A 22,678-nucleotide genomic window follows, 5' to 3' on the forward strand; every position below is an offset into this window, starting at 1 on the left:
CTGTTGCGGGCGCGGATGCCGTGCGCCACCGCGGGGCCCTCCTTTCGCCTTCGGCAAATGACTCTGAAGGTGAAACTGGTACACTTCCACAATGTTGCTTCGGCCAGGTCAGTCCACGAAGCAATGTTCGCGAACCGTTGGAAAGAAGATTCGCCTAGTGTTTAAGTTCATAATCAAGCGCTTGGGTATATCCGCCCTTGTCATGCTGGCGGCCTCCGTCATCCTTTTCATTCTGACGATCAATGCGGGCGATCCCTTGGGCGACCTCAGGGAAAGCACGAGCCCCAACCGCCAGAACCTCATCGACCGGCGCATAGCCGTCATGCACCTGAACGACCCCTGGTACACGCGCTACTTCGCCTGGCTCGGCGGGGCGAGCAAGTGCTTCGTGGGCGCCTGTGACTTCGGAACCAATTTCAGAGGCCAGCGCGTAAACGACCTTCTCGTCGACGCCATGGGATCGAGCCTTCGCCTCGTCTTCCTCTCGACGATCTTCGCCATCGTCCTCGGCGTTTTCTTCGGCGTCATGACGGCGATACGGCAGTATTCCGGATTCGATTACGTCGTCACCTTCATATCCTTCGCCTTCTTCTCGCTTCCGTCCTTCGTCTTCGCCGTCCTCCTGAAGGAATACGGCGCCATCAAGTTCAACGACTGGCTGGAGGACCCGACCATATCCTTCGCGACGACCGTGCTGTTTGCGGCGATTTTCGCCCTTTTCGCACAGTCGCTCGTCGGCGGGGACCTCCGGCGGAGGGCGGGCGCGGGCGCGGGTGCCTTCCTTTTCGCCCTCGTCGCGCTCGTCGTCATCTCGAGCACGAAGTGGTTCCTCAGCCCGCAGCTGGGATGGGGATTCATTGCCGTGGTCTCCATCGCCTCGGCCGTGCTCTTTGTGTCGCTCTTCTGCGGCCTGTCCAACAGAAGGGCCCTGGCCTCAGCGCTTGGGTCCTCGGCCATGAGCTTGGTGATCTTCCTGGCCGCCAGCGGAAGCCTATGGCAGCCCACGTGGGGTCTGCTCTTCGGCCTCCTTTTGGCGGCGATACTCGCCGGGGTCGTCGTCGGGTTTGCCTTCGGCGGGTACGCCAAGCGCTCCGTCATGTGGGCCAACGTATGGACGGCATGCGCCACTTTCCTCGCCGTTTTCGCGAACTACATGGCCGAATATTGGGCGGACTACACCAAAGTGGTGGGCGACCGCCCCGTCCCGACTGTCGGTGCGGGAACGCCGAACTTCGAGGGCGGGGAGATATTCTGGCTCAACGTCATCGACACCGCCACGCATCTGCTTTTGCCTACAATCTCCCTGACCCTCATATCCTTCGCGAGCTACACGAGGTACACGCGCTCGTCGATGCTCGAGGTTTTGGGGCAGGATTACATTCGCACCGCCAGATCCAAAGGACTGCCCGAGCGCACGGTCATCACCCGCCACGCTTTCCGCAACGCCATGATTCCGATCACCACCATCGTCGCCACGGATTTCGCCAACCTCATCGGAGGGGCGGTCATCACGGAATCCATCTTCGGCTGGCAAGGTATGGGCGCTCTGTTCCGTTCGGGGCTTGACGCCGTCGATCCGATGCCGGTCATGGCCTTCTTCACGGTGACGGGAACCGCCGCCATCGTCATGAACATGGTCGCCGACATCCTATACGCGTACATCGACCCGAGAATCAGGCGGTGAGGCTGCGATGACATCCAGTGACGCCCCTTCGGAGGGAAACATGACAGACAGCAAGCACTCAGTTGTGCACATTGACGAAGACGCCGACTTCGCAGCCGTGGAGGTGGAGGACGAGGTCCTCGACCAGACGACCGACAAATCTTATTCGCAGGGTCAGCTCGTCCGCCGTCGCTTCTTCCACCACAGAGCGGCGATGGTTTCCCTCATCGTCTTCGCCTTTGTCGCCCTCCTCGCCTTCACATCCATCGGCTACGGACCTCTCCCGGGGTGGTGGAAGTACAACTACACAGACACCTACCCGACCATCAACGGCGGGCGCCCGACCCTCGGTTTCCTCCATCTCGGCGAGCACCCCTTCGGTCAGGATTCCGTCGGCAAGGACTACTTTGCCCTGACCATGAGGGGGACGCAGAACTCGATCATCATCGCCTTCGTCGTCGGGCTGGTCGGAACCTTCATCGGCACAGTGGTCGGCGCGATCGCGGGCTACTACCGCGGCTGGGTCGAGGCCGCCCTCATGCGGATGACGGATCTTTTCATCGTCATCCCGCTTCTCGTGCTGGCCGCCGTCGTCGGCCGGATGACGGGGGAGTTCGGAATCGTCTTCCTCGCCTTCATGCTGGGCATTCTGTATTGGACCGGATTGGCGCGCCTGGTCAGAGGCGAGGTCCTCTCCCTCAGGGAGCGCGAGTTCGTCTCGGCCGCCCGCGCACTCGGCGCTTCCAACCGGAGGATCATCATCCGCCACATCCTCCCCAACTGCCTGGGCACGATCATCGTCTCGGCCACCCTCCTCATCGCCTCCGCGGTGCTCCTGGAGACCTCGCTTTCCTTCCTCGGATACGGGGTGAAGTCGCCCGACACGTCGCTCGGCCTGCTCATCAGCCAGTACCAGAGCTCGTTCGCCACGCGTCCCTGGCTCTTCTTCGCTCCCGCGGCGGCGATCCTCATCTTCGCACTGAGCGTCAACTTCATCGGCGACGGCTTGCGCGACGCGTTCGATCCCCGCCAGAGAGGAAAGGCATCCTGATGTCGGACAAGAAAGAACGCCCCGGCCGCAAGCCCCGCAAAGGGGACGGCCCCAAACTCAACGAAGGCCTCGACAAGGGCAAGGTGATCGAGGTCCAGAAGATCTCCTCGGAGCCCGTTTTGGCCTTCCAGGACCTCGACGTCCAGTTCAAAACGGAGTTCGGGCGAGTCCATGCGGTGCGCGGCGTGAGCATCGACGTCGTCCCCGGACAGGTCGTGGCCCTTGTGGGCGAATCGGGGTCCGGCAAATCCGTCACGTCGACGACCGCGCTCGGCCTCCTGCCCGGGAACGCGTCCATCGACGGCGAAGTCACCGTGGCTGGCAAGAGCGTTCGAGGAATGGGCTCGCGCGGCCTGCGCAACCTGCGAGGCAAGGACGTCGCCATGGTCTTCCAGGAGCCCATGACGGCCCTCAACCCCGTCCTCACGATCGGGCGGCAGATAACCGAGGCGCTCGAGCAACACGGCGTCGCCTACGGAACGGCGGCCACGGCGCGAGCCGTCGAGCTGCTCAAGATGGTCGGCTTGAACGACGCCGAGGCTCGGGTCAAGCAGTATCCACACGAGCTTTCCGGCGGCCAGCGCCAGCGCGTGTGCATCGCCATGGCGATCTCGTGCAACCCCAAGGCAATCATCGCCGACGAGCCGACCACGGCCCTCGACGTCACCGTCCAGGCCGACATCCTCGACCTTCTGCGTTCGCTCAAGGACAAGCTCAACACCGGCATCCTGCTCATCACGCACTCAATGGGCGTCGTCGCCGACATGGCCGACACCGTCCACGTGATGTTCAAGGGAAACATCGTCGAATCGGGAACGGTCGACGCCGTGCTCAACCACCCTGAGCATCCGTACACGCAGAGGCTGCTGCGCGCGGTTCCCCACTTGGGGCGCGGCCGGGCCCAGTTCGGATTCGACGAGTCCCGCGACGAGTCCATCGACCTGAGCGACACGGTTCTCAGCGCGAACGACTTGGCCATCGAGTACGAGCGGCACGGCAAGGAGCCCTTCCGCGCGGTCGACGGCGTGACCTTCGACGTCGCGCACGGGGAGATCGTCGGGCTCGTCGGGGAGTCGGGCTCCGGCAAATCGACGATCGGCAAATGCGTGCTCGGCCTTGTCCCGGCGGCCTCCGGAAGCGTCGAGGTCTTCGGCAAGGACCTTCTGGCAATGTCCAAGGACGAGGCCAGGCGCAGCAGGAAGATGATGGGCGTGGTCTTCCAGGACCCCGCCGCCTCCCTCGACCCGCGATTCCCGATCGGCGACTGCATCGCCGAGCCCCTGGTGGTTCACCGGGAGGGAAACCAGAAGTTCCAGCGGCAGAGGGTGTATGAGCTGCTCGACGCCGTCAGCCTTCCGCGCTCGACTTACAACCGCTTCCCGCACGAGCTTTCCGGCGGCCAGCGCCAGCGCGTGTGCATCGCGCGGGCCCTGGTGCTTCGGCCCAGCCTTCTCATCGCGGACGAGCCGACGTCGGCCCTCGACGTCTCCGTGCAGGCGCAGGTGCTGACGATGCTTTCGGACCTTCAGCGGGACTTCGGCTTCGCCTGCCTGTTCGTCTCGCACGACCTCGCCGTGGTGGACATGCTCGCCCACCGAGTGGTGGTGCTTCAAGACGGAAAGATCGTCGAGCAGGGGTTGCGCACGTCCGTGCTGCACAATCCGCGCGAGGAGTACACGAAGAGGCTGCTGGCCGCTGCGCCGGTCCCGGAGCCAGGAGAGCAGCGCCGGCGGCGCGAGGAGCGACACGAGCTTCTCCGCTCGATCGGCGACGAGGTCGCGGAGCTCAAACTCTGAGGATTCCAGGGCGTGAGGCTAGCCCGAGACGGCTTGCCTCACGCCTTCGGCAATCGCCACAAGGCCCGCCGCCAAGGCGAAGCACGAGGCCGGGCAGAAGCGGTGCGAGTACTGCTCGCCTCCTCCCGATGCAAAGGCTTCGGCCTCGCCCTTCGCCGCTTCTCGGTTGGCGGAGTCGATGGCCAGCCTCGCCTGCAAGGGAGTCGCCCATTGCAGATCGGCCTTCGGCCTGAGGGCCGGCTCGGGGCGGCGATAGGCCTCTTCCGAGCGCCGAGCAATGCGATCGCGCCGGTTGTCCGACCTCGGATAGGAGGCAACGGCGTCGTCGCCCTTCTCGCTGAGGACCTTCAAGCCGAGCTTCGACGAGAGGCCCTTGTACTCCCGCCAGGGGATGCGCACGGTTCGGATCCAGTTCCCCAAGGTGATGCCGGCGTCGTCGAGCGTCACGTAAGGTCGCAGATAGAAGACGTAAGCCAGGGCGAGGATGCCGGCGGCGATGAGAGTCGGCGGGACGAGCGAGGCCCGGGCCGAATCCATCACGCTGGCCGCCTCGATGAAGGCGGCGAAGGCGGCGAACAGACCGCCTTTGACGGCCTGCCGGGGATTGCGCAGACGGAAGCGGATCGTGGGCATGGGCAGATTCTCTCACACCCGCGCGCTTGGTCTATCACACATTCTTGCGCACCGGGCTATTTCCAACCTGCGCGCGTAGGATATTTGATGGCGCACCGTGCGCCCGCGCAACCGAACGCGTCGGAGCAGGCATCCGGCGTGAGCGCGTCAAGCGAGGACAAGGAATCATTGAGCAAGCGTTATGACCTGCGGAACGTCGCCATCGTTGCGCACGTCGACCACGGCAAGACAACGCTCGTCGACGCCATGCTGTGGCAGTCGGGAGCTTTCGGCGAGCGCGCCACCGTTGAGAAAACGGGGGAGCGGGTCATGGATTCGGGCGATCTGGAGCGTGAAAAAGGCATCACGATCCTCGCGAAGAACACGGCGATACGCTACACCGGGCCCTCCGCGGCCAAGTTCAACGCGCCCGAGGGCGTGACGATCAACGTCATCGACACTCCCGGCCACGCCGACTTCGGCGGGGAGGTCGAGCGCGGGCTGTCGATGGTCGACGGCGTCGTCCTGCTCGTCGACGCCTCCGAGGGCCCGCTGCCCCAAACCCGTTTCGTCTTGCGCAAAGCCCTTGAGGCGAAGCTGCCGGTCATCACCGTGGTCAACAAGGTCGACCGCCCGGACGCCAGGATCGACGAGGTGGTCAACGAGACCCAGGACCTGCTGTTCTCCCTCTACTCGGACCTCGACGACCCCGACGACGCCATTCTCGACCGGCTCTTGGAGATCCCCGTGATCTTTTGCGCCGCGAAGGCGGGATACGCCGACACGCTCCGCCCCGAAGACGGCGAGCTGCCCTCCAATCGCGATCTGGAGCCGCTTTTCGAGGCGATGCTCCACTACATACCCGCCCCCGAGTACGACGCCGACGCCGGGCTCGTCGCCCAGGTGACGAACCTCGACGCTTCGCCCTTCCTCGGGCGCCTCGCGCTGACCCGGATCTATTCGGGAGAGCTGACGAAGGGCGCCTGGGTCGGCCTTTCAGGAAAAGACGGCGCGCTTTCGCGGGTGCACATATCAGAGCTGCTTGCAACCAAGGGGCTGAACCGCGAACCGACGCAGAGCGCGCGAGCCGGCGACATCGTGGCGATTGCGGGAGTCGAGGACATCACGATCGGCGACTGCTTGGTGGACTTGGACGATCCTCGCCCGCTGCCGCCCATACACGTCGACGACCCGGCGATCTCAATGACGGTGGGCATCAACGACTCGCCTTTGGCGGGCAAGGTGAAAGGGCACAAACTCACCGCGCGCCAGGTCAGAGACCGGCTCGAGGCGGAGCTCGTGGGAAACGTCTCGATCAGGGTGCTGCCCACCGACCGCCCCGACCAGTGGGAGGTCCAGGATCGCGGAGAGCTCGCGTTGGCGATCCTCGTCGAGCAGATGCGGCGCGAAGGGTTCGAGCTGACCGTGGGCAAGCCGCAGGTCGTCACGAAGACGGTCGACGGCAAAGTACACGAGCCCATGGAGCGGACGACGATTGACGTTCCCGAAGAGTATCTCGGCGCGGTCACGCAGATTATGGCGGCGCGCAAAGGACGGATGGAGACGATGTCGAACCACGGCTCCGGCTGGGTGCGGATGGAGTTCGTCGTTCCGGCCCGCGGCATGATCGGCTTCCGCTCCCAGTTCCTCACGCAGACGAGGGGCACCGGAATCGCCTCCTCGATCGGCGACGGGTACGCGCCTTGGGCCGGGCCGATAGAGTCTCGCGCCACGGGTTCCCTCGTTTCTGACCGCCAGGGCCAGGTCACGGCATACGCCCTCCAAAAGCTGGAGGACCGCGGAACGTTCTTCGTCGAACCGGGCCAGGAGGTTTACGAAGGCCAGGTTGTGGGGGAGAACCCCCGTGACGAGGATATGGACGTCAACGTCGTGCGGGCGAAGGAAATGACGAATATGCGATCGGCCACCGCGGAGGTGTTCGAGACGCTTCAGGCCCCGCGCAAGCTGACCTTGGAAGAGTCCATCGAGTTCGCCGCCGACGACGAATGCATCGAGGTCACGCCGGAGGCAGTGCGAATCCGGAAAGTGATTCTTGGCGCGCAGGAGCGTTACAGGGCGGCCGCGCGAGCGAAAAGAGGCAAGTGACTATGCGTAAAGCAGTGCAGATCGCGCTCGGTTTGCTCGCCGGCGTGCTGGTGGGGATCTTGGCCACCATCGTCCACGCGGGGCCCGTGGACATGCCGATCGCGGGGTTGGCCTTGGCGTCCGCAATGGTTGCCGCTGGAGCGTGGTTCATGGTCGAATGCGGGTGGGTCACGGCGTGGTTCGCGGCGTCCGTCGGCGTGGCCGGCGCAGCCGTATGGCTTCTCATGTATCCGCCGAGCAATGACTCGTTCGTTTCCACGGACCAGTGGGTGTCCCAGCTCTGGCTCTTTCTCGCCCCGGTCTCCGCAATCGTTCCCGCAGGCTGGGCCCTTGCCCGCCGCGGCGACAAAGGAAAGGATCCATCGTGACTCAAGAGAATGAGAACATTGATGCCACCGATAGGTCCGCTGCGCCTGGCGGCGGGAACTCGGACGGAGAACAGAGGAAGGACGTCGAGCGAATCGCCGATTCGCAAGGCGCTTCGGGCGAGGCCGCCGATTCCGCATACGATCCCGACATAACCGCCACGATTCCCGTGGTGAGGCCGAAGGGGGCCAAAGGACCGAAGAAGAAGGCGTCCAAGAGAGGCAAGGGCTCGAAGGCCGCCGCAAGAGGAACTTCGAAAGCGCGGGGAGCGGCCCTTTCGGCGTCGACGACTTTGGGCAAGGGCGTTGCCAAGGCCGACGCCGCGTCGCGCGAGGCGGCCAAGAGGCCGGGCGGGGGCGACGACGGCGCCGCCAAGGTCGAGGCTGCGGCCACATCTGAGGGTGCGGCCAAGGCCACGGCTGCTGCCAAAGCCGTCGCTGCCGCCAAGTCTGAGGTTGAGGCTAAGCCGACAGCCAAGTCTGAGGTTGAGGCTAAGCCGACAGCCGCCAACAAACCGGAGTCCTCCCAACCCGCGGCCGCTGCCAAATCCCCGTTTGCTGCTGAGGGCGAGGATGCCGCCAAACCTGATTCTGGCGGCAAGCGGCCGGTTGAGCCGGATCTGTCGGCTTCCGCGGCCTCTGCCGCTGCGGCGGACGGGAACGACGCCGGCTCGAGGGAAAATCGCGCCGTCGAGCGTGAAGAACCGGTCGCGCCCGCTCAGAAGGCGTTTGACGCGGCGGAAGTTGCCGCAGCCGCTCCTGCGGCAACGCCTGTCCAGGCAGGCGCTCATGCTCCCCAGGCCGAGGAAGCTGGGAAGGCTGAATCCGCGTCCGCGAGGGTCGCAGACGCGACGGACGTCGCTTCGAAGGCGGCTTCGACTTCGGCGAAGGCTGGCGAGTCTCACGTTCCAGCCCCGAAGGCCGGGAATACCTTGAAGGCCGGAGGCTCACCGAAGGCCGGAGACGATGCTTCAAAGGCTGGCAGGGACGTTGCTCCGGCGGGCAAGGACGATGCGGCGGCGGCGAAAGGCGCCGCTTCACGGGCCGCAGACGCGGCGAGGCCAGAGGACGTCCGCCAGAACGCGGTTTCCGATCGTGCGTCGGCCCGATCTGCCGTGTCGGCGGCTTCGGCGCCCAAGGCCGGCGGCGCGGCTTCGGCGCAACCGCCCTTTTCTTCGGCGCAACCGCTTTCTTCTTCCGCGGGTCCGTCTGAGAAGGCAAAGTCAGCCTCCTCCGCAGCCGGGCAGAACCACGTCCAAGGCTCCGTTCCCGCGGCTGGTTTCTCTGCGGCGCCCGCCGCTGGCGGCGTTGCCAATCAGTCGGCGAACGCGTCTCTGACCGACGGGTTGGCCGCGCGAGTCGGAAAAGAAGGCGCTCGGCAGGAAGCGTCCGGTGAATCGCGGCCAGCTGTGGAATCCCCCAAGCCCGAAGCGCCGTCCGGCCTTGATTCCCACGTCGGCGAAGAGCCCAGTGCCGGCGAAGAGTCCAATGTCGGTGAAGAGCCCCACATCGGCAAGGTGTCCGACGTGGGCCCCGGTTTCGATGCCGACAAGGAAACCGATGCCGGTGCGGTTGCCTCGGGAGAGGGCGAGACGTCTTCCGTTTCCGATCTCTCAGACGACGACACCGCCACGATTCCCGCCGTCAAGCGTTCGATCGCCGCGCAGCCCGTTGTTTACGGGCCCGGCGCCGAGGCATGGCAGCAGCGTCGGCAGCCACCCACAGGAGAAACCGACGATGGGACGCCGGAGACAGCCCCGCAGGCCGCCGTGCGCGCAGATACTCAGGCTGCTGAGACTTCTCAGGCTGCCGAGATCGAGCATTCTCGGATTCAGGAGGTCGATTCGCCGACGGCGGGGGCTCCCGGATCCTATTGGGATACCGTCGACGACGCGGCTGCGACGACTGCGCGCCCCGCCGTTCAATCGACCCCATCGGCCGTTTCGCCGCCGTATACTGGAGCGGCCGAATCCGAGCCCGCTGCGGGTGAGTTTGCACCCCGTGTGAGCGCAGCTGAAACCGCTGCAGGAAAGGAAACGGCGCGGGACTCGGCGTCGAGCCTCGGCGCTGTGGGGCCCGCCGACAGCGTCGCGGAATCCCGGCACGGCCTTGCCGATTCGGAAGCCGCCGTCGCGGAGCCCGGGCGGAGCGTTGCGGAGCCTGATGAGGCTGCCACCGTCGAATCTGCGCAGGGCGCTGCGCAGCCTGAGGCTGCGTTGGCGGAACCCGTGCAGGGCGTTGCGCAGCCTGAGGTCGATACCGACCTCGAGCCCGGCATCGCTGGTCCCAAGCCTGACGTCGCCGAACCTACACCTGCTGCAGACTTCTCACCGTCCGAGAGCCGGCGGGACGTCGCTGAGCCTCCCGTGCAAGCTGAGCCTCCCGCGCAAGCTCAGCCTCCGGCGCAGGAGACTTCCCCGCAAGCGGGTGCTTCCACGTCAGCCGATGCTTCCTCGCAAGTGGATGCTTCCACGTCAGCCGATGCTTCCCCGCAAGCGGAGGTTTCCGCGCCAGCCGAGGCGCCTACGGGCAAACCGGGCGTGTCCGCTGCCGCGGCGTCCATTCGAGGCTCCGAGCCCGAAGCGTCGTCGCCGAGCGTCGACGGCGGTCTGTCTTCCCTCGAAACGTCGGCTGAAAGGACCGCTGAAAAGCTTGGCAAAGGCGAGGTTTCCGACGGCGAGCCCGCCAAAAGGCGTCGCGTATGGCTTTGGGTCGCCGCGGCCGCCCTTGTCTTCGGCGTCGTCTACGTGGGGGCCGCATTCTACTTTTCGAACAAAATCCCCGCCAGCACAACCGTCGCCGGCGTTAAGGTTGGCGGAATGTCCCGCGAAGCCGCCCAGGCGAAACTCGAATCCGAGCTTTCGGGCCGGCTGTCCCAGTCCGTGAAAGTCTCGATCGGGGGCAAGGAGCAAACTATCGACCCCTCTTCGATCGGCGCGAAATTCGACGCGAAGTCCACGGTCGATTCCCTCTCGGGATTCTCTCTCAACCCCTTGCGCCTGTGGGACAGCATGACGGGAGGCTCCGAGGTCTCCCCGACCGTCGACGTAGACCAGGCAAAACTGCGAAAGACGGTCGATTCCCTTGTGGATGCCTCGGTGAACACGCCGACGAACGCATCGATAGAGTTCGACGGAGTGACCCCGAAGGCGACGAAAGCGAAGAAGGGGGTCGATCTCAATCGCGAGGAGGCGTCCAAGAAGATCGCCGAAAAGATGCTCGACGGCAAGACGATCCCTTTGCCCGTCAATGAAAGGGAGCCGGACATCAAGGACTCCGAGGCGCAAAGGGCGTTGAAAGACCTTGCCAAGCCCCTTGTTTCCGGCAATCTCACGGTGAAAGTCGGATCGGCCACGGTAACGGTGACCCCGAAGCAGCTGGTCTCAGTTGCGAAGTTCGTGGCCTCCGACGGCGAGCTCAAACTCAAGCTGGATTCGGAGAAGCTGAGCGACGTCGTCCGCAAGGGCGCGCCCACCCTCTTGAAGGAGGGCAAGGACGCCAAGATCGAGATAGTCGACCACACGACCCCGAAGATCATTCCGTCCGAAGACGGCGTGGGCTTCGACGAAGGCAAACTCGCGGAATCCGCCGCGGAAGCCGCGACGACGGGAGACCGGAAGGTCGAGATCGCCACGAAGTCCGTCCCCGCGAAGTTCACCACGGAGGACGCAGAGAAGATGGGCGTCAAGGAGGTCGTCTCCTCCATTGAAACCCCCTTGACCAACGATGCGGTTCGCACCACGAACCTCAAGGTCGGCACGCAAAAGGTGGCGAACACCCTGGTCAAACCCGACGAGGAGTTCTCGCTGCTCAAGGCGCTCGGGCCCATCGACGCTGCGCACGGCTTTGTTTCTTCGGGCGTGGTCGCGAACGGCTTCAACTCGACCGCCTTGGGCGGAGGCCTTTCCCAGCTGTCCACAAACACCTTCAACCTGGGGTATCGGGCGGGATTCGTCGATGTCGAGCACAAACCGCACTCGAAGTACTTCTCGCGCTACCCCATGGGCATGGAGTCGACCCTGTGGGAGGGCAAGTACGACATGAGATTCAAGAACAACACCCCGTACGGCGCGGTCATCGACACCTGGGTCGCCGACGGAAAGGTGTATTCGAAGCTCTGGTCGACGAAGTACTGGGACGTCGAGACGACGACGTCGAAGCCTTACGCCCAGGTCGCGCCGACGACGAAGGTCAACCCGGCCCGCGACTGCGAGCCCTCCGGGGCCGGGGGGCCGGGCTTCACGGTGACCGTCTCGCGGAAGGTCTCGCGAGACGGAAAGGTCCACGAAAACTCGAGCTACAAGTGGACCTATTCGCCGACCAATCGAGTGGTGTGCAAGTGACGCTATAGCCCTAAGGTCCCACAAGGACTAGGCTTGTAGTCACTACGAAAGAAGGAAGAAAATGACGTACATCATCGCGCTTCCGTGCGTCGACGTCATGGACCGCGCATGCGTCGACGAATGCCCGGTCGACTGCATCTACGAGGGCGAACGGACGCTTTACATCCACCCCGACGAGTGCGTCGACTGCGGCGCGTGCGAGCCCGTCTGCCCCGTCGAAGCGATCTACTATGAGGACGACCTTCCCGAGGAATGGTCGGTGTTCGAGTCGGTCAATGCCGAGTTCTTCGACGACATCGGTTCGCCTGGCGGCGCCCAGCGCCTGGGGCCCACGGGCAGCGACCATCCTTACGTCGCCGGGCTTCCTCCGCAGGGGGAGTGATGGGACTTTTCGGCGCTCAGCTTCCTGACTTCCCCTGGGACTCGCTCGTGCCGGTGCGCGAGCGCGCAGCCGCGCATCCGGACGGCGTTGTGGACCTGACGATCGGCACGCCGGTGGACTCGGTCCCCTCCGGCGCGCAGGCGGCCTTGGACGCCGCATCCGACGCCCACGGCTATCCGCTGACGGTCGGAACGGCCGAGCTGCGCGCGGCCGTCCGCGGGTGGCTTGAGCGCCGCCGCGGCGTGCGCGCCGAGACAGGCGTGCTTCCCACGATCGGGTCGAAGGAAATGGTGGCCTTGCTGCCCTCGCTCCTCGGATTGGGGTCGGCGGACGCGGTTGGCTTTCCCCGCGCCTCCTATCCGACCTACGACGTCGGCGCGCGTCTCGCGGGCGCCAAGCCCGTGCCCGTGGACACGGACGCCGACCCTTCGACGTGGCCCACGATGAGCATGCTCTGGCTCAACTCGCCGGGGAACCCCGACGGGCACGTGCTCGGCGTGGAGCGCCTGCGGGCGATCCTCGCGTGGGCGCGGGAGCGCGGCGTCGTGGTCGCCAGCGACGAGTGCTACGCCGAGCTCGCGTGGGACGTTCCCGAGGCGCCGTCGATTCTGGACGAGCGGGTGTGCGACGGCGACGTCGCAGGCCTGCTGTGCCTGTACTCGCTTTCCAAGCAGTCGAATATGGCCGGTTACCGGGCGGCTTTCCTCGCGGGCGACCCGGCGATGGTCGGGCCGATCACCGAGATCCGCAAGCACGCGGGATTCCTCATGCCCGGACCGGTGCAGGCCGCGATGACGTGGGCGCTGGGCGACGACGCGCATGTGGCCGAGCAGCGGGCAGTCTACGCGCGCAGGCGCGAGAAGCTCCTGGCAGTGCTTGACGCCGCGGGCCTGGTCAACGACCCGCTGTCCGTGGCGGGGCTTTACATTTGGGCCGCGGCAAAACGGCCGGGCGGCGGTGTGGCTGGCGACAGCGCGGTTGGCGGTGTGGCTGGTGACCCGGTTGGCGGTGTGGCTGGTTCTAATCACGATGGCGGCAGCGTGGTAGAGGCGCCGACAGGCTGGGACATCGTTCGGGCGTGCGCCGAGCTGGGCATCGTCGTCGCTCCGGGCGACTTCTACGGCGAGGCCGGGCGCAACCGCGTGCGAATCTCCCTCACGGCGACCGACTCTGCCATCGATGAAGCTGTCCGCCGCCTGCCGCGCCTGCCCGAGGTGCTGCGACGGGGTTAGCTGCGGCAGGATTGGCGACAACAGGGAAGCTGCCGCAAAAGGCTTGTCGAGGTATTTGCTCAGTCTTCGTCGGATCTCCGATGAAGAATTGGGTCTGTCTCGATGAAGAACAAGGATCAGTCTTATCAATCTTGGAGCAGAGGCAAAACGAACAGTACGATTGAAACGAACAAAACGAAAAGTCTAACTGTTTTTGCCGGCGCGTCCAGGAGGATGAGTGATGCACGAAGCCCTTGAAAGCAGAACATTTCTTCCCGAAGAGCTCAATCAGAACGTCGATCCAGAGTTCAGTCAGAAGCTTCAGCGTCTCGCCGACGCTGCCATGGCTGAAAGAAGTGAAACGGCTCGACTGGTGTTGGGAAAGGAAGCCGTCGAGCTTTCTGCTGAGGCGGTCGACATTCTCAGGCATGCGGTCGAGGCAATGTGTCAGGGGATGGCGGTCAGCGTCGTTCCGCAGCACACGATGCTTTCAACGCAACAGGCCGCGAATCTGCTTGGGGTCTCGCGGCCAACGCTTATACGAATCCTTGATGACGGTGAGATCCCGTTCTTTCTGAAGCGGCGGCACCGCCAGCTCTGCCTGACGGACGTGCTGGAGTACCAGAAACGGCAGCGGCGGGTAGCCGACGAGGCACTGAGCGACATCATCGCCGATGCACAGGCGTTTAGCGATTACGACCTGGATCCTGAGGAATACCTCAAAGCCGCTAAAGAGGTCCGCCGTGGCGGGCAGGCCTCTGGCGAAAAGGCTTAGGGTTTGGGACCTGTCGCTTAAGGTGCAGAAACTGTCGCTTATGCGCGGGACCTGTCAGTGAGGGGCCACGAGCCAACGGCAGACGGCCTTGACTCGCGGACCGGTCAGTTGGCGTGGAGCGCCGAGTTCAGCTCGATTCCCGTGCCCGCGCGGGGGACCGCTTCGACGGCGCCGGTGAGCGAGTTGCGGCGGAACAGGATGTTGTTTGCGCCGGAAAGCTCGCGGGCCGAGACCACGCGCGGTTCGCCGCCCTCGCCCTTGGCGGGCAGGACTGTGACCTTCGTTCCGGCCGTGACGTACAGACCGGCCTCGACGATGCAGTCGTCGCCGAGCGCGATGCCGATTCCTGCGTTCGCGCCCACGAGCGAGCGCTCGCCCACGCGCACCCTTTCCTTGCCGCCGCCGGAAAGCGTGCCCATCGTGGAGGCGCCGCCGCCGATGTCCGAACCGACGCCGATCACCACTCCCTGCGAAATCCGACCCTCAACCATCGCGTTGCCCAGGGTTCCCGCGTTGAAATTGACGAAACCGGCGTGCATGACGGTGGTTCCCTCGGCCAGATGCGCCCCCAGGCGCACGTTGTTGCCGTCGGCGATGCGCACGCCCGAAGGCACGACGTAGTCGACCATCCGCGGGAACTTGTCGACGCCGAGCACCTGCAGGTTCGCACAGACCGCGCGGGCGCGCAGCTGCACCTCGGTCAGCTTGTCCACGGCCACGGGCCCCAGATTCGTCCACGCCACATTTTCGAGCACGCCGAAGATTCCCTCCAGGTTGATCTCGTTCGGGCGCACGAGCCGATGGGACAGCAAGTGCAGGCGCAGGTAGGCGTCGGCGACTTTCTCGGGGGCGCCGTCGACGTCGATCGACGTCGTGACGGCCCGCGTCTGGACCGCGCGAATCTGGTCTTCGGTCTCGGCCAGCTCAAGGTCGGCGCCCTCGGCGGGCTCGCCGAATCCGAGCTCCGGATACCACACGTCGAGAATACGTCCGTCGGAAACAGTTGCCAGGCCTCGGCCCCACGCGTTCTTTGCACTCATGCGCCCAAGCCTACCAAGAGAATGATGGGCGTTCGCTGGGAGCCGGTCGGCCCTGTGGAAAAGGCGGTCGGCTGCTGACGGCCGGTTGGCGAACGGGAAAAGGCCGATGGCCGCGAAAGACGGGTCGGTCAGCTTGCAGCGCCGCGGATGACCTCGGCCAGGCGCGGCAGATCTTCGGCGAAAGCGGGGTGCACCGGCCGGTCGAGGCGGCCCTCCAGCAAATCGTCGAGGGGCGCCCATTCGAGCGCGAGGGATTCGTCGTTGGGCACGGGCTCGGCCGTCTCGCAGCGGGCCGCGAACGTCGTGTAGCGCCAGTCGCCGTGATCGCGCACGATGCTGCCGACCACATCGAGGCTGTCCGCGCCGATCGCCGTCTCCTCCTCGAATTCGCGCAGCGCGCCCTCCAGCGGCGTCTCCGACCAGCCAATCGCCCCGCCCGGGTTCGACCACGTCCCGCCCGAATGCGACCATTCGGCGCGCAGCTGCACGAGCACCTCGATCGATTCGCGCTCGCGGAAGGCGAGGATCCCCGCGGCGCCCGCCAAGCCCCAGTGTTCGGACCCGCAGGGACACAAAATGAAGCCGTCCGCGCCCTTTCGGCGTCTGCCGCTGTGTGGCTTGCTTCCGGGTTTTGGACGCCCCGAACCGGCAGCCAGCAGTCCCGCCGCGCCGCTCGCATCGGCGACGCCGGCGGCACCACTGTCGATGCTGTTATCGGATGGAGTGCCATCCGCGGCGGCCAAGACAGATTCGACAGCGGGCGAGTGTGCTGCGTCGCCCGCCAACTTGACCGGCGGCTGCCAGAGCCGGGTGATCGAGACGCCCCAGTTCGCCAGCATGGCGCGCAGCAGCGGCAGCGAGATGCCGACCACGCCGTGATAGTCGCCGTCGACCCTCTCGACAAACGGCCCGCCCAACCCGTCCACGGTGAAGGCACCCGCCACGTGCAGCGGCTCCCCGGTGGCGACGTATGCCTCGACTTCGGCGTCGGACATCGGCGCGAAATGGACGACGGCGTGGGAAACCGCCCCCAGCGACGCCCCGCTCTCCAGATGGACGATCTGGTGGCCCGTGTGAAGGAGTCCGCTGCGCCCGGCCATGCGCGCGATGCGGTCCCGCGCCTTCTCTGGGTTGCCGGGCTTGCCGACTGCCTCGCCGTCGAACTCGAACATCGAATCGCAGCCGACCACGATGTGGGCCCCCGCCGCCTCGCGCGCGTCATACGCCACCGCACGGGCCTTCGCCGTCGCGAGGGCGAGGACCTTTTGCGCCGGCCCGCCACGGACCGATTCGAGGAGGGCTTCTTCGTCGACGTCGGAGACCTGGACGAGCGGATCGAAACCCGCGGCCTGCAGGGTGGCCAGCCGTGCAGGTGATTTACTGGCCAGAGCCAGCCGGAGCCGTCCGTTGCCCGTCAGGCCGAGCCTGCCGCCGCGCGTCCGCGCCTTCTGCGGCGAATGGGCGCCGCCTGTGCCGCGGGAAAAACTGACGGGACGGTTGCGCCCGGCCTCGCCTGCTAGGACGTGCCCGGCCTTGACCGCTGAGTCACGCCCTCCCGCACGTCCCCGCGAGGACCCACTCACGCCAAGGCCTCGCGCAGAACGTCCAGGCCCACCGAGCCGATCGACAAGGCCCTGTTGTGCCACGCCTTGAGGTCGAGGTTCGCGCCCTCCTTCGCCCGGGCCTCCTCGCGAAGCTGCGTCCAAATGCGCTGGCCGATCTTGTACGACGGCGCCTGCCCCGGCCATCCCAGGTAGCGGTTGAGCTCGAATCGCAGGAAGGCGTCGTCGCTGGCGACGTTCTCGCGCAGGAAGCGCCACGCCGAATCGGCGTCCCACGCGCCCTCGCCCCACGGGCCGGCGTCTTTGCGCAGGTGGACGCCGAGATCCACCACCACGCGCGAGGTGCGCAGCCGCATCGAGTCGAGCACGCCCATGCGGTCGCCCAGCTCGTCCATGTACCCGAGCTCGGCCATGAGCTGCTCGGCATAGAGGGCCCAGCCCTCGCCGTGGCCCGACACCCAGCATCCGTTCCGTCGCCAGTCGTTGAGCGAGTCGCGCATGTACGTTGTGAGCCCGATTTGCAAATGGTGGCCCGGAACGCCCTCATGGTAGACCGTGGTCTTTTCCTGCCAGGTCGCAAACTCCGTGACACCAGAAGGCACGGACCACCACATGCGGCCCGGACGCGAGAAATCGCCCGTCGGGGGAGTGTAGTAGATGATTCCGGTTCCCGACGGCGCCAGGCAGCACTCGATCGTGCGCAGCGGCTCGGGAATGTCGAAATGCTGGGACATCGCGTCTATCGAGGCGTCCGCCGTCTCCTGCATCCAACTTCGCAGGGCTTCGACGCCGGACAGCTTGCGCTTGGGATCCGAATCTAGCCTCTCCATCGCCTCGCGCACGCCGACGCCGGGCCCGTACAGCTCGCGCGCCGTCCTTTCCTGTTCCGCGACGATCCCCGCGAGCTCGGCCTTTCCCCATTCGTAGGTCTCGTCGAGGTCGATGTCCGCGCCGAGGAAGTGGCGCGAGAAGAGGCTGTAGCGCTCGCGGCCCACGGCGTCTTCCTCCACCGCCGTCGGCAACGCCGTCTGCCGCAGAAATTCGGCGAGTTGACCGTAGGCCACGCGCGCCGAGTCGGCGTTCGCGGCGACTTCGGGCCGCTTGTTCACCAGATGGAGAAAGGGGGAGGCCGAGCCGGCGGCGCCCTCGCACTGCTCCGCGCACCTCTCGATCTGGCGCGCCGGGATCGCGGGCCCGGAGGCGATTCGCTGCCGCAAGGATTCCTTGTAGCCTTCGAGGGCCTCGGCGACGACGCCGAGGCGGCGGTTGACGTTGTCCCAGTCGGCCTCGGTTTCGGTGGGCATGAGGTCGAAGATGTCGCGAACGCCCTGGATGGGCGAGGCTATGACGTTGATCTCGCCGCACCTCTCGCCGGAGTCGATGAGCTCGAGCTCCAGCCTGAGGCGCTCGTTCATCGCCGCCACGGTGATCCGATCGACGTCGTCGGCGATCGGGAGGGCGTTTAGCTTGGCGAGGGTGCTGGATATCAAGCTGCGCTGCTCGTCCACACCGGCGGGAGAATAGTCCGAAAGGGCTCCGTGGTCGGCGTCGTCTGTGCCCACGACGGTGGCCGCTTCGGGAGACAAAGCGAGGTCTGCGTGAAAGTACTCGTTCGCGAGTGCGTCGATGGCGCTGGGGGTGCGAGTGTTTGTCATGGACCAAGTTTATCGATTCGGGCCCTTGAGGCCATAGGAGCATTTTCCGCTGGCGCAATCCTCGACGCCTCTTCGAGGCGTGGCGGGGCCTGCCGCAAATCGAACGTCGTTGAGACGGCCGCAAAGAAGCGTCGTTGAGCCGGCGTCTCTTCGAGACGGGGAACGCGGCTGGTTCTGCCTGTCGATGAGCGCAATTCTTGGAGCTTTTGAGCTGAGAGGCTGCGGGCTGAGGCGCGGCCGCCGCGGCAGTCGGGGTCAAGCCGGTTGCCACGGACTCCTGAGGCGCAGGCGTCGGCTTCCTGCGCCTCCACGGGCTTTTCGCCGGTTCTGATCTCGTCCGTGCCGCCATTAGACGAGCGACGCTCGCCCGCAGTACGTGACGTAGGCCTCTCCGATGCCGTATAGTGTGTGATTGAAGGCACAAAACGAGGGAGGTACGTGACGCAATTGCACGACGTAAAAGGACTGGAAGCGGACAACGGGTCCGTGGGCGAGGTCGTGGACCGCAACGAGAAGAGGCTTTCCGGCGCCGAAAGCCGACAGATCGACGAGAGTCGCCAGGGTGACGAAAGCCGACAGATCGACGAGAGTCGACAGGGCGATGAGAGTCGGCCGGTCGAGGAAAGCGTGCCGCTCAACACCGTCGAACGGCACGCGCATGGATTGCTCGACGGAGAGGAGCGATATTCCCTCCCGCAGGCGGCCGAGCTCGCGGGGCTCGACGTCGAAACGGCGCTCCGCTTCTGGCTGGCCATGGGCTTTCCCACGGTCTCGGAGAGCCGCGAGAAACGGATATTCACCGACGGCGACGTCGATGCCATGCGACTTCACGCGAAGGCGCTTCGCTCGGGCCTGCTGACCCGCGAAACCCTGGAATCGCTCAATCGCGCCCAATCCCACATGTCCGACCGCCTCGTTCTTTGGCAGCACGAGGTGCTCGTCGATTATGCCCGCAGGGAGCTTGGACTCGACGGGATCTCGGCGAGGTTCTGGGTCCTCGACAATATCATCGACTACGAGGACTATCTACGTCGGCAGATGGAATACTCGTGGAGGCGCCACATGGTCGCCCTCCTCCGACGCAGCGAGACGGAGGTCTCCCAGATGGAGCTGACCGAGGCCTCCGACGTCACGCTGCGCAGGGCCTTCGGGTTCATCGACATGGTGGCCTTCACGAATCGATCGAACGAGCTGGGGTCTGCCGAGTTCATCGAGCTCGTCGAGGAGTTCGACTTCACATGCCGCATGGCCATCCACGCCCACGGCGCTCGAGTGGTCAAGAGCATCGGAGACGCCTTCCTTTACATCGCCGACGACCTCGACACGGGCGCGCGGGTGGTGACGAACGTCGTGGACGAGCTGCGGAAGGTGCCCGGCATGCTCCCGGTGCGGGCTTCCATCGTGTGGGGAGGCGTCGTTTCGCGCTTCGGCGACATTTTCGGACCCAAGGTCAATCTCGCTTCCCGCTTGGTCGACGTCGCCGAATCCGGGACGATCCTGACTGACAGCGAAACCGCGGAAACCTTGCGTTCGCTCGTGCCCGGCCGCTACACGCTCGTCCCTGCCGGAAGTCCGAATCTTCAAGGTTTCGGAAAGATCGAAGCGGTCGAGGTGCGGAGGATGCCCTCGTCGTGACGGGCCTGCCTTCGCCTGGGTGGGCGCCAGAAGTCTGATCTCGCCGCGAAATACGCAGACTGGGGCCTGCCTTCGCCCGGGCGGGCGCCAGGCGCCTGCAAGGCTGAGGAAACTGCCGCGATTCGAGCCGCCGCTCAGGCGGCGGGATGCCCGTACGCGAGCGAAGGAACGGCTTTTTGCGCATATGTTCTTTATGAACTCGGAGCGCCGTTAAGGCCTCGGAAAGCGACGGCCTGCGACTCGGTGTTTTAAAAGTAAAGGTTTCCTAAGGCAGGGAGGCAAATTTTAACGGAATTGCATTAGAATCAGCTCATGACGAAGATGCTTCTTGTAGAGGACGACACCGCGATCTCCGGACCACTCCTGCGCGCCCTCGGGCGGGAGGGATACGACGTGCACCTGGCGGAGACCGGCCGGGGCGCCATTGAGGCGATGAGCGGCGGCGTGGACGTCGCCATCCTGGACCTCGGCCTCCCCGACATGGACGGCCTTGACGTCGCACGCCATGCCCGCTCCCAGGGCTGGATATTTCCCATTCTCATCCTCACGGCCCGTTCGGAAGAGGTCGACATGGTCGTCGGCCTCGACGCCGGAGCCGACGATTACGTCACCAAGCCTTTCCGCCTCGCCGAGCTTCTCGCGCGGGTGCGTGCGGTGCTGCGCCGAAGCGAAGCCAGCGAGAGCGACGTCATCCGCGTCCAGGATTTGACCATCGACGTTCCCGCCCACAGGGTCGTCCGCGGAACGACGGAACTCGGGGTCTCCGGCAAGGAGTACGACCTGCTCGTGGTCCTCGCGCGCAACGCCGGGCAGGCGGTTTCCCGCGCCGACATCATGCGGGACGTGTGGGATGCGCCGGAGGACGACGCCTCGAAGAAGCTCGACATGCACGTCTCGTGGCTGCGCCGGAAGCTCGGGGATTCCGTCTCGGATCCGCGCTACATTTCGACGGTGCGCGGAGTGGGATTCCGTCTCGAAAGGGAGTGAGCGATGCGCAGGCGGGCCCTCACGATGACGACGGTCGCCGTGACGGTCGCCGTCCTCCTGCTCGGCCTGCCGGGGATGGCCCTGGGCTCGCTGTACATTCTCCGCAGCGCGGACGAGGACGTCCATCGTCGGGCGACGCAGATCGCCAACGTCGTCGACAAGAACGTCTCGGATCAGCGCGAGGGGCTGAAGGGCAGAGGACAGCAGGGCAACTTCGACGTCTTGCCCCTCGACGTCATGCGCGCGACCGTCGACGGCGCGACGTACCCCATGTTCGTCCGTGTCGCGATCTCGGGGGAGAAGGCGGAAGTCGGCGCGCAAACCGACGAGGACGCCATCGAGCATACGGCCACGGGAACCTCGGGGGCGCAGGTGACGGTGGGCATAGAGCGAAGCGCTGTGTGGCGCAGGATCGGTTTGTTCATCTCCCTTGGCGGGGCCGCCGTCGCGGTGTCCTTCGTCGTGGCCGTCGCCCTGGCCCGTCGCCAGTCGCGGAGGATATCCGCGCCGCTCATCTACCTCGCCGCGGCCGCGGAGCAGATCGGCGCCGGCCAGGCGAGCCCGCGCATGAAGAAATCGGGGATAGAGGAGATCGACCTCGTCTACGAGGAACTCGTGAGAACCGCCGACCGCATGGCCGGGCGCATCGCGGCCGAAAGGCAGTTCGCCGCGGACGCCTCGCATCAGCTGCGCACGCCGCTCACCGCTCTGTCGATGCGGCTCGAGGAGATCGAGTATATTTCCGAGCAAGAGGAGGTTCGGCAGGAGGCCGCCTCGTGCCTGGAACAAGTGGAGCGGCTCACCGGCGTCGTCACCGATCTGCTGCGTTCGTCGCGCGCCGTGGAGGCCAGCACCGAGGCTGTCTCCCTTTCCAGGCTCTTCGAACAGCAGGCCGACGAGTGGGAGCGCTCGTTCGCCAAGGCCGACAGGCGCCTCGTATTCGAGGACGATGCCGGAGTGGCCGTTCTCGCAACGCCCGGCGCCCTCGCGCAGATTGTGGCGACTCTCATCGAGAACTCCCTCAAATACGGCGGGGGGACGACGAAGGTCGCTGCGCGGAAGGTCGGCAAGGGAGTGGTGATCGACATCTCCGACGAAGGCGAGGGCATTCGCAAGGACCTCGTCGACGCGATCTTCAACAAGGGCGTCTCGACCGGCGGGTCAACCGGAATCGGCCTTCCGCTGGCGCGCAGCCTCGCCGAGGGCGCGGGCGGCAGGCTCGAGCTGGCGCAGGCGGCGCCGCCGATCTTCCGGCTGACCCTCAACGCCGTCCCGAAGTCGATCAACCCGCAGGAGATCCTCCCGGCGGGGGCGATCGTCTCGGTGGGTGCGCGCAGGCGGCGGCGATAGACGATTTTATCCGTCTTTGCCAAAGCGGAAGGGCATTTTACGACAATCGATTGGCGTTCCGAGACGGTCGCGGCCGTGGCGGTTGATCAAGCTCTTGCGAGTAGACGCAGAAAGAGCAGACGGCGGAGGGGTCAAGTCAGGGTGA

At 65.5% G+C, this 22,678-nt stretch carries 16 protein-coding genes; 12 read left to right on the plus strand and 4 right to left on the minus strand.

All coding sequences use genetic code 11. From position 1 onward, the window contains the following. Window positions 1–157: 157 nt before the first annotated feature. Genes A4H34_RS04735 through A4H34_RS04745 form a run of 3 tightly spaced genes read left to right on the plus strand, consistent with a single transcriptional unit; the run spans window position 158 to window position 4,510 of the window. Entirely contained in the window at window positions 158–1,684 is a 1,527-nt protein-coding gene (locus tag A4H34_RS04735) for an ABC transporter permease (protein ID WP_064231256.1), read from the plus strand. Window positions 1,685–1,724: 40 nt separating this feature from the next. Beyond that, entirely contained in the window at window positions 1,725–2,714 is a 990-nt protein-coding gene (locus A4H34_RS04740) for an ABC transporter permease (RefSeq protein WP_064231257.1), read from the plus strand. Beyond that, window positions 2,714–4,510: an ABC transporter ATP-binding protein gene (locus tag A4H34_RS04745; protein WP_082903070.1), complete on the plus strand. Its 1,797-nt coding sequence runs from the start codon at window positions 2,714–2,716 to the stop codon at window positions 4,508–4,510. The genes A4H34_RS04740 and A4H34_RS04745 overlap by 1 nt, the downstream gene beginning before the upstream one ends. A gap of 18 nt (window positions 4,511–4,528) precedes the next feature. Here A4H34_RS04745 and A4H34_RS04750 read toward each other — a convergent pair whose 3' ends face one another. Continuing rightward, on the minus strand, window positions 4,529–5,143 hold the full coding sequence (locus A4H34_RS04750; RefSeq protein WP_064231258.1) for a PH domain-containing protein: 615 nt from the start codon (window positions 5,141–5,143) through the stop codon (window positions 4,529–4,531). A gap of 168 nt (window positions 5,144–5,311) precedes the next feature. Here A4H34_RS04750 and typA point away from each other — a divergent pair, with 168 nt between their 5' ends. The 6 genes from typA (at window position 5,312) to A4H34_RS04780 (ending at window position 14,304) form a co-directional block, all read left to right on the plus strand. Beyond that, complete coding sequence (typA, locus tag A4H34_RS04755) at window positions 5,312–7,228, plus strand: translational GTPase TypA (protein WP_064231697.1); 1,917 nt, start codon at window positions 5,312–5,314, stop codon at window positions 7,226–7,228. Between the two features lie 2 nt (window positions 7,229–7,230). Continuing rightward, window positions 7,231–7,596 carry a hypothetical protein gene (locus A4H34_RS04760; protein WP_064231259.1) on the plus strand — a complete coding sequence of 122 codons (366 nt, stop codon included), beginning with the start codon at window positions 7,231–7,233 and terminating at the stop codon, window positions 7,594–7,596. Then, complete coding sequence (locus A4H34_RS04765) at window positions 7,593–11,936, plus strand: VanW family protein (RefSeq protein WP_064231260.1); 4,344 nt, start codon at window positions 7,593–7,595, stop codon at window positions 11,934–11,936. The genes A4H34_RS04760 and A4H34_RS04765 overlap by 4 nt, the downstream gene beginning before the upstream one ends. A gap of 61 nt (window positions 11,937–11,997) precedes the next feature. Beyond that, the gene (gene fdxA / locus A4H34_RS04770) at window positions 11,998–12,318 is read left to right on the plus strand and encodes a ferredoxin (RefSeq protein WP_009199359.1); all 321 of its coding nucleotides are present in this window, start codon (window positions 11,998–12,000) and stop codon (window positions 12,316–12,318) included. Beyond that, window positions 12,318–13,550, plus strand: a complete 1,233-nt coding sequence (gene dapC, locus A4H34_RS04775; protein WP_064231261.1) for a succinyldiaminopimelate transaminase — start codon at window positions 12,318–12,320, stop codon at window positions 13,548–13,550. The genes fdxA and dapC overlap by 1 nt, the downstream gene beginning before the upstream one ends. A 220-nt stretch (window positions 13,551–13,770) precedes the next feature. Then, the gene (locus A4H34_RS04780) at window positions 13,771–14,304 is read left to right on the plus strand and encodes a helix-turn-helix domain-containing protein (RefSeq protein WP_064231262.1); all 534 of its coding nucleotides are present in this window, start codon (window positions 13,771–13,773) and stop codon (window positions 14,302–14,304) included. A gap of 104 nt (window positions 14,305–14,408) precedes the next feature. Here the strand turns inward: A4H34_RS04780 and dapD are convergent, their stop codons facing one another. From dapD to A4H34_RS04795, 3 genes are all read right to left on the minus strand, one after another. Beyond that, window positions 14,409–15,344, minus strand: coding sequence for a 2,3,4,5-tetrahydropyridine-2,6-dicarboxylate N-succinyltransferase (dapD, locus tag A4H34_RS04785; RefSeq protein WP_064231263.1), 936 nt, complete (start codon window positions 15,342–15,344; stop codon window positions 14,409–14,411). 128 nt (window positions 15,345–15,472) lie between these two features. Next, the gene (locus A4H34_RS04790; RefSeq protein ID WP_231870952.1) at window positions 15,473–16,927 is read right to left on the minus strand and encodes a Maf family nucleotide pyrophosphatase; all 1,455 of its coding nucleotides are present in this window, start codon (window positions 16,925–16,927) and stop codon (window positions 15,473–15,475) included. Next, window positions 16,924–18,561, minus strand: a complete 1,638-nt coding sequence (locus tag A4H34_RS04795; protein WP_064231264.1) for a DUF885 domain-containing protein — start codon at window positions 18,559–18,561, stop codon at window positions 16,924–16,926. The genes A4H34_RS04790 and A4H34_RS04795 overlap by 4 nt, the downstream gene beginning before the upstream one ends. A gap of 438 nt (window positions 18,562–18,999) precedes the next feature. Here A4H34_RS04795 and A4H34_RS04800 point away from each other — a divergent pair, with 438 nt between their 5' ends. From A4H34_RS04800 to A4H34_RS04810, 3 genes are all read left to right on the plus strand, one after another. Next, entirely contained in the window at window positions 19,000–20,196 is a 1,197-nt protein-coding gene (locus A4H34_RS04800; protein WP_231870953.1) for an adenylate/guanylate cyclase domain-containing protein, read from the plus strand. 312 nt (window positions 20,197–20,508) lie between these two features. Then, window positions 20,509–21,183 carry a response regulator transcription factor gene (locus tag A4H34_RS04805; RefSeq protein WP_009199345.1) on the plus strand — a complete coding sequence of 225 codons (675 nt, stop codon included), beginning with the start codon at window positions 20,509–20,511 and terminating at the stop codon, window positions 21,181–21,183. Between the two features lie 3 nt (window positions 21,184–21,186). Beyond that, window positions 21,187–22,533 (plus strand): sensor histidine kinase, encoded by a 1,347-nt coding sequence (locus tag A4H34_RS04810; protein ID WP_009199344.1) that lies wholly within the window; start codon window positions 21,187–21,189, stop codon window positions 22,531–22,533. Window positions 22,534–22,678 lie beyond the last annotated feature (145 nt).

Source organism: Peptidiphaga gingivicola, from assembly GCF_001652275.1.
In the GTDB taxonomy this organism is placed as follows: domain Bacteria; phylum Actinomycetota; class Actinomycetes; order Actinomycetales; family Actinomycetaceae; genus Peptidiphaga; species Peptidiphaga gingivicola.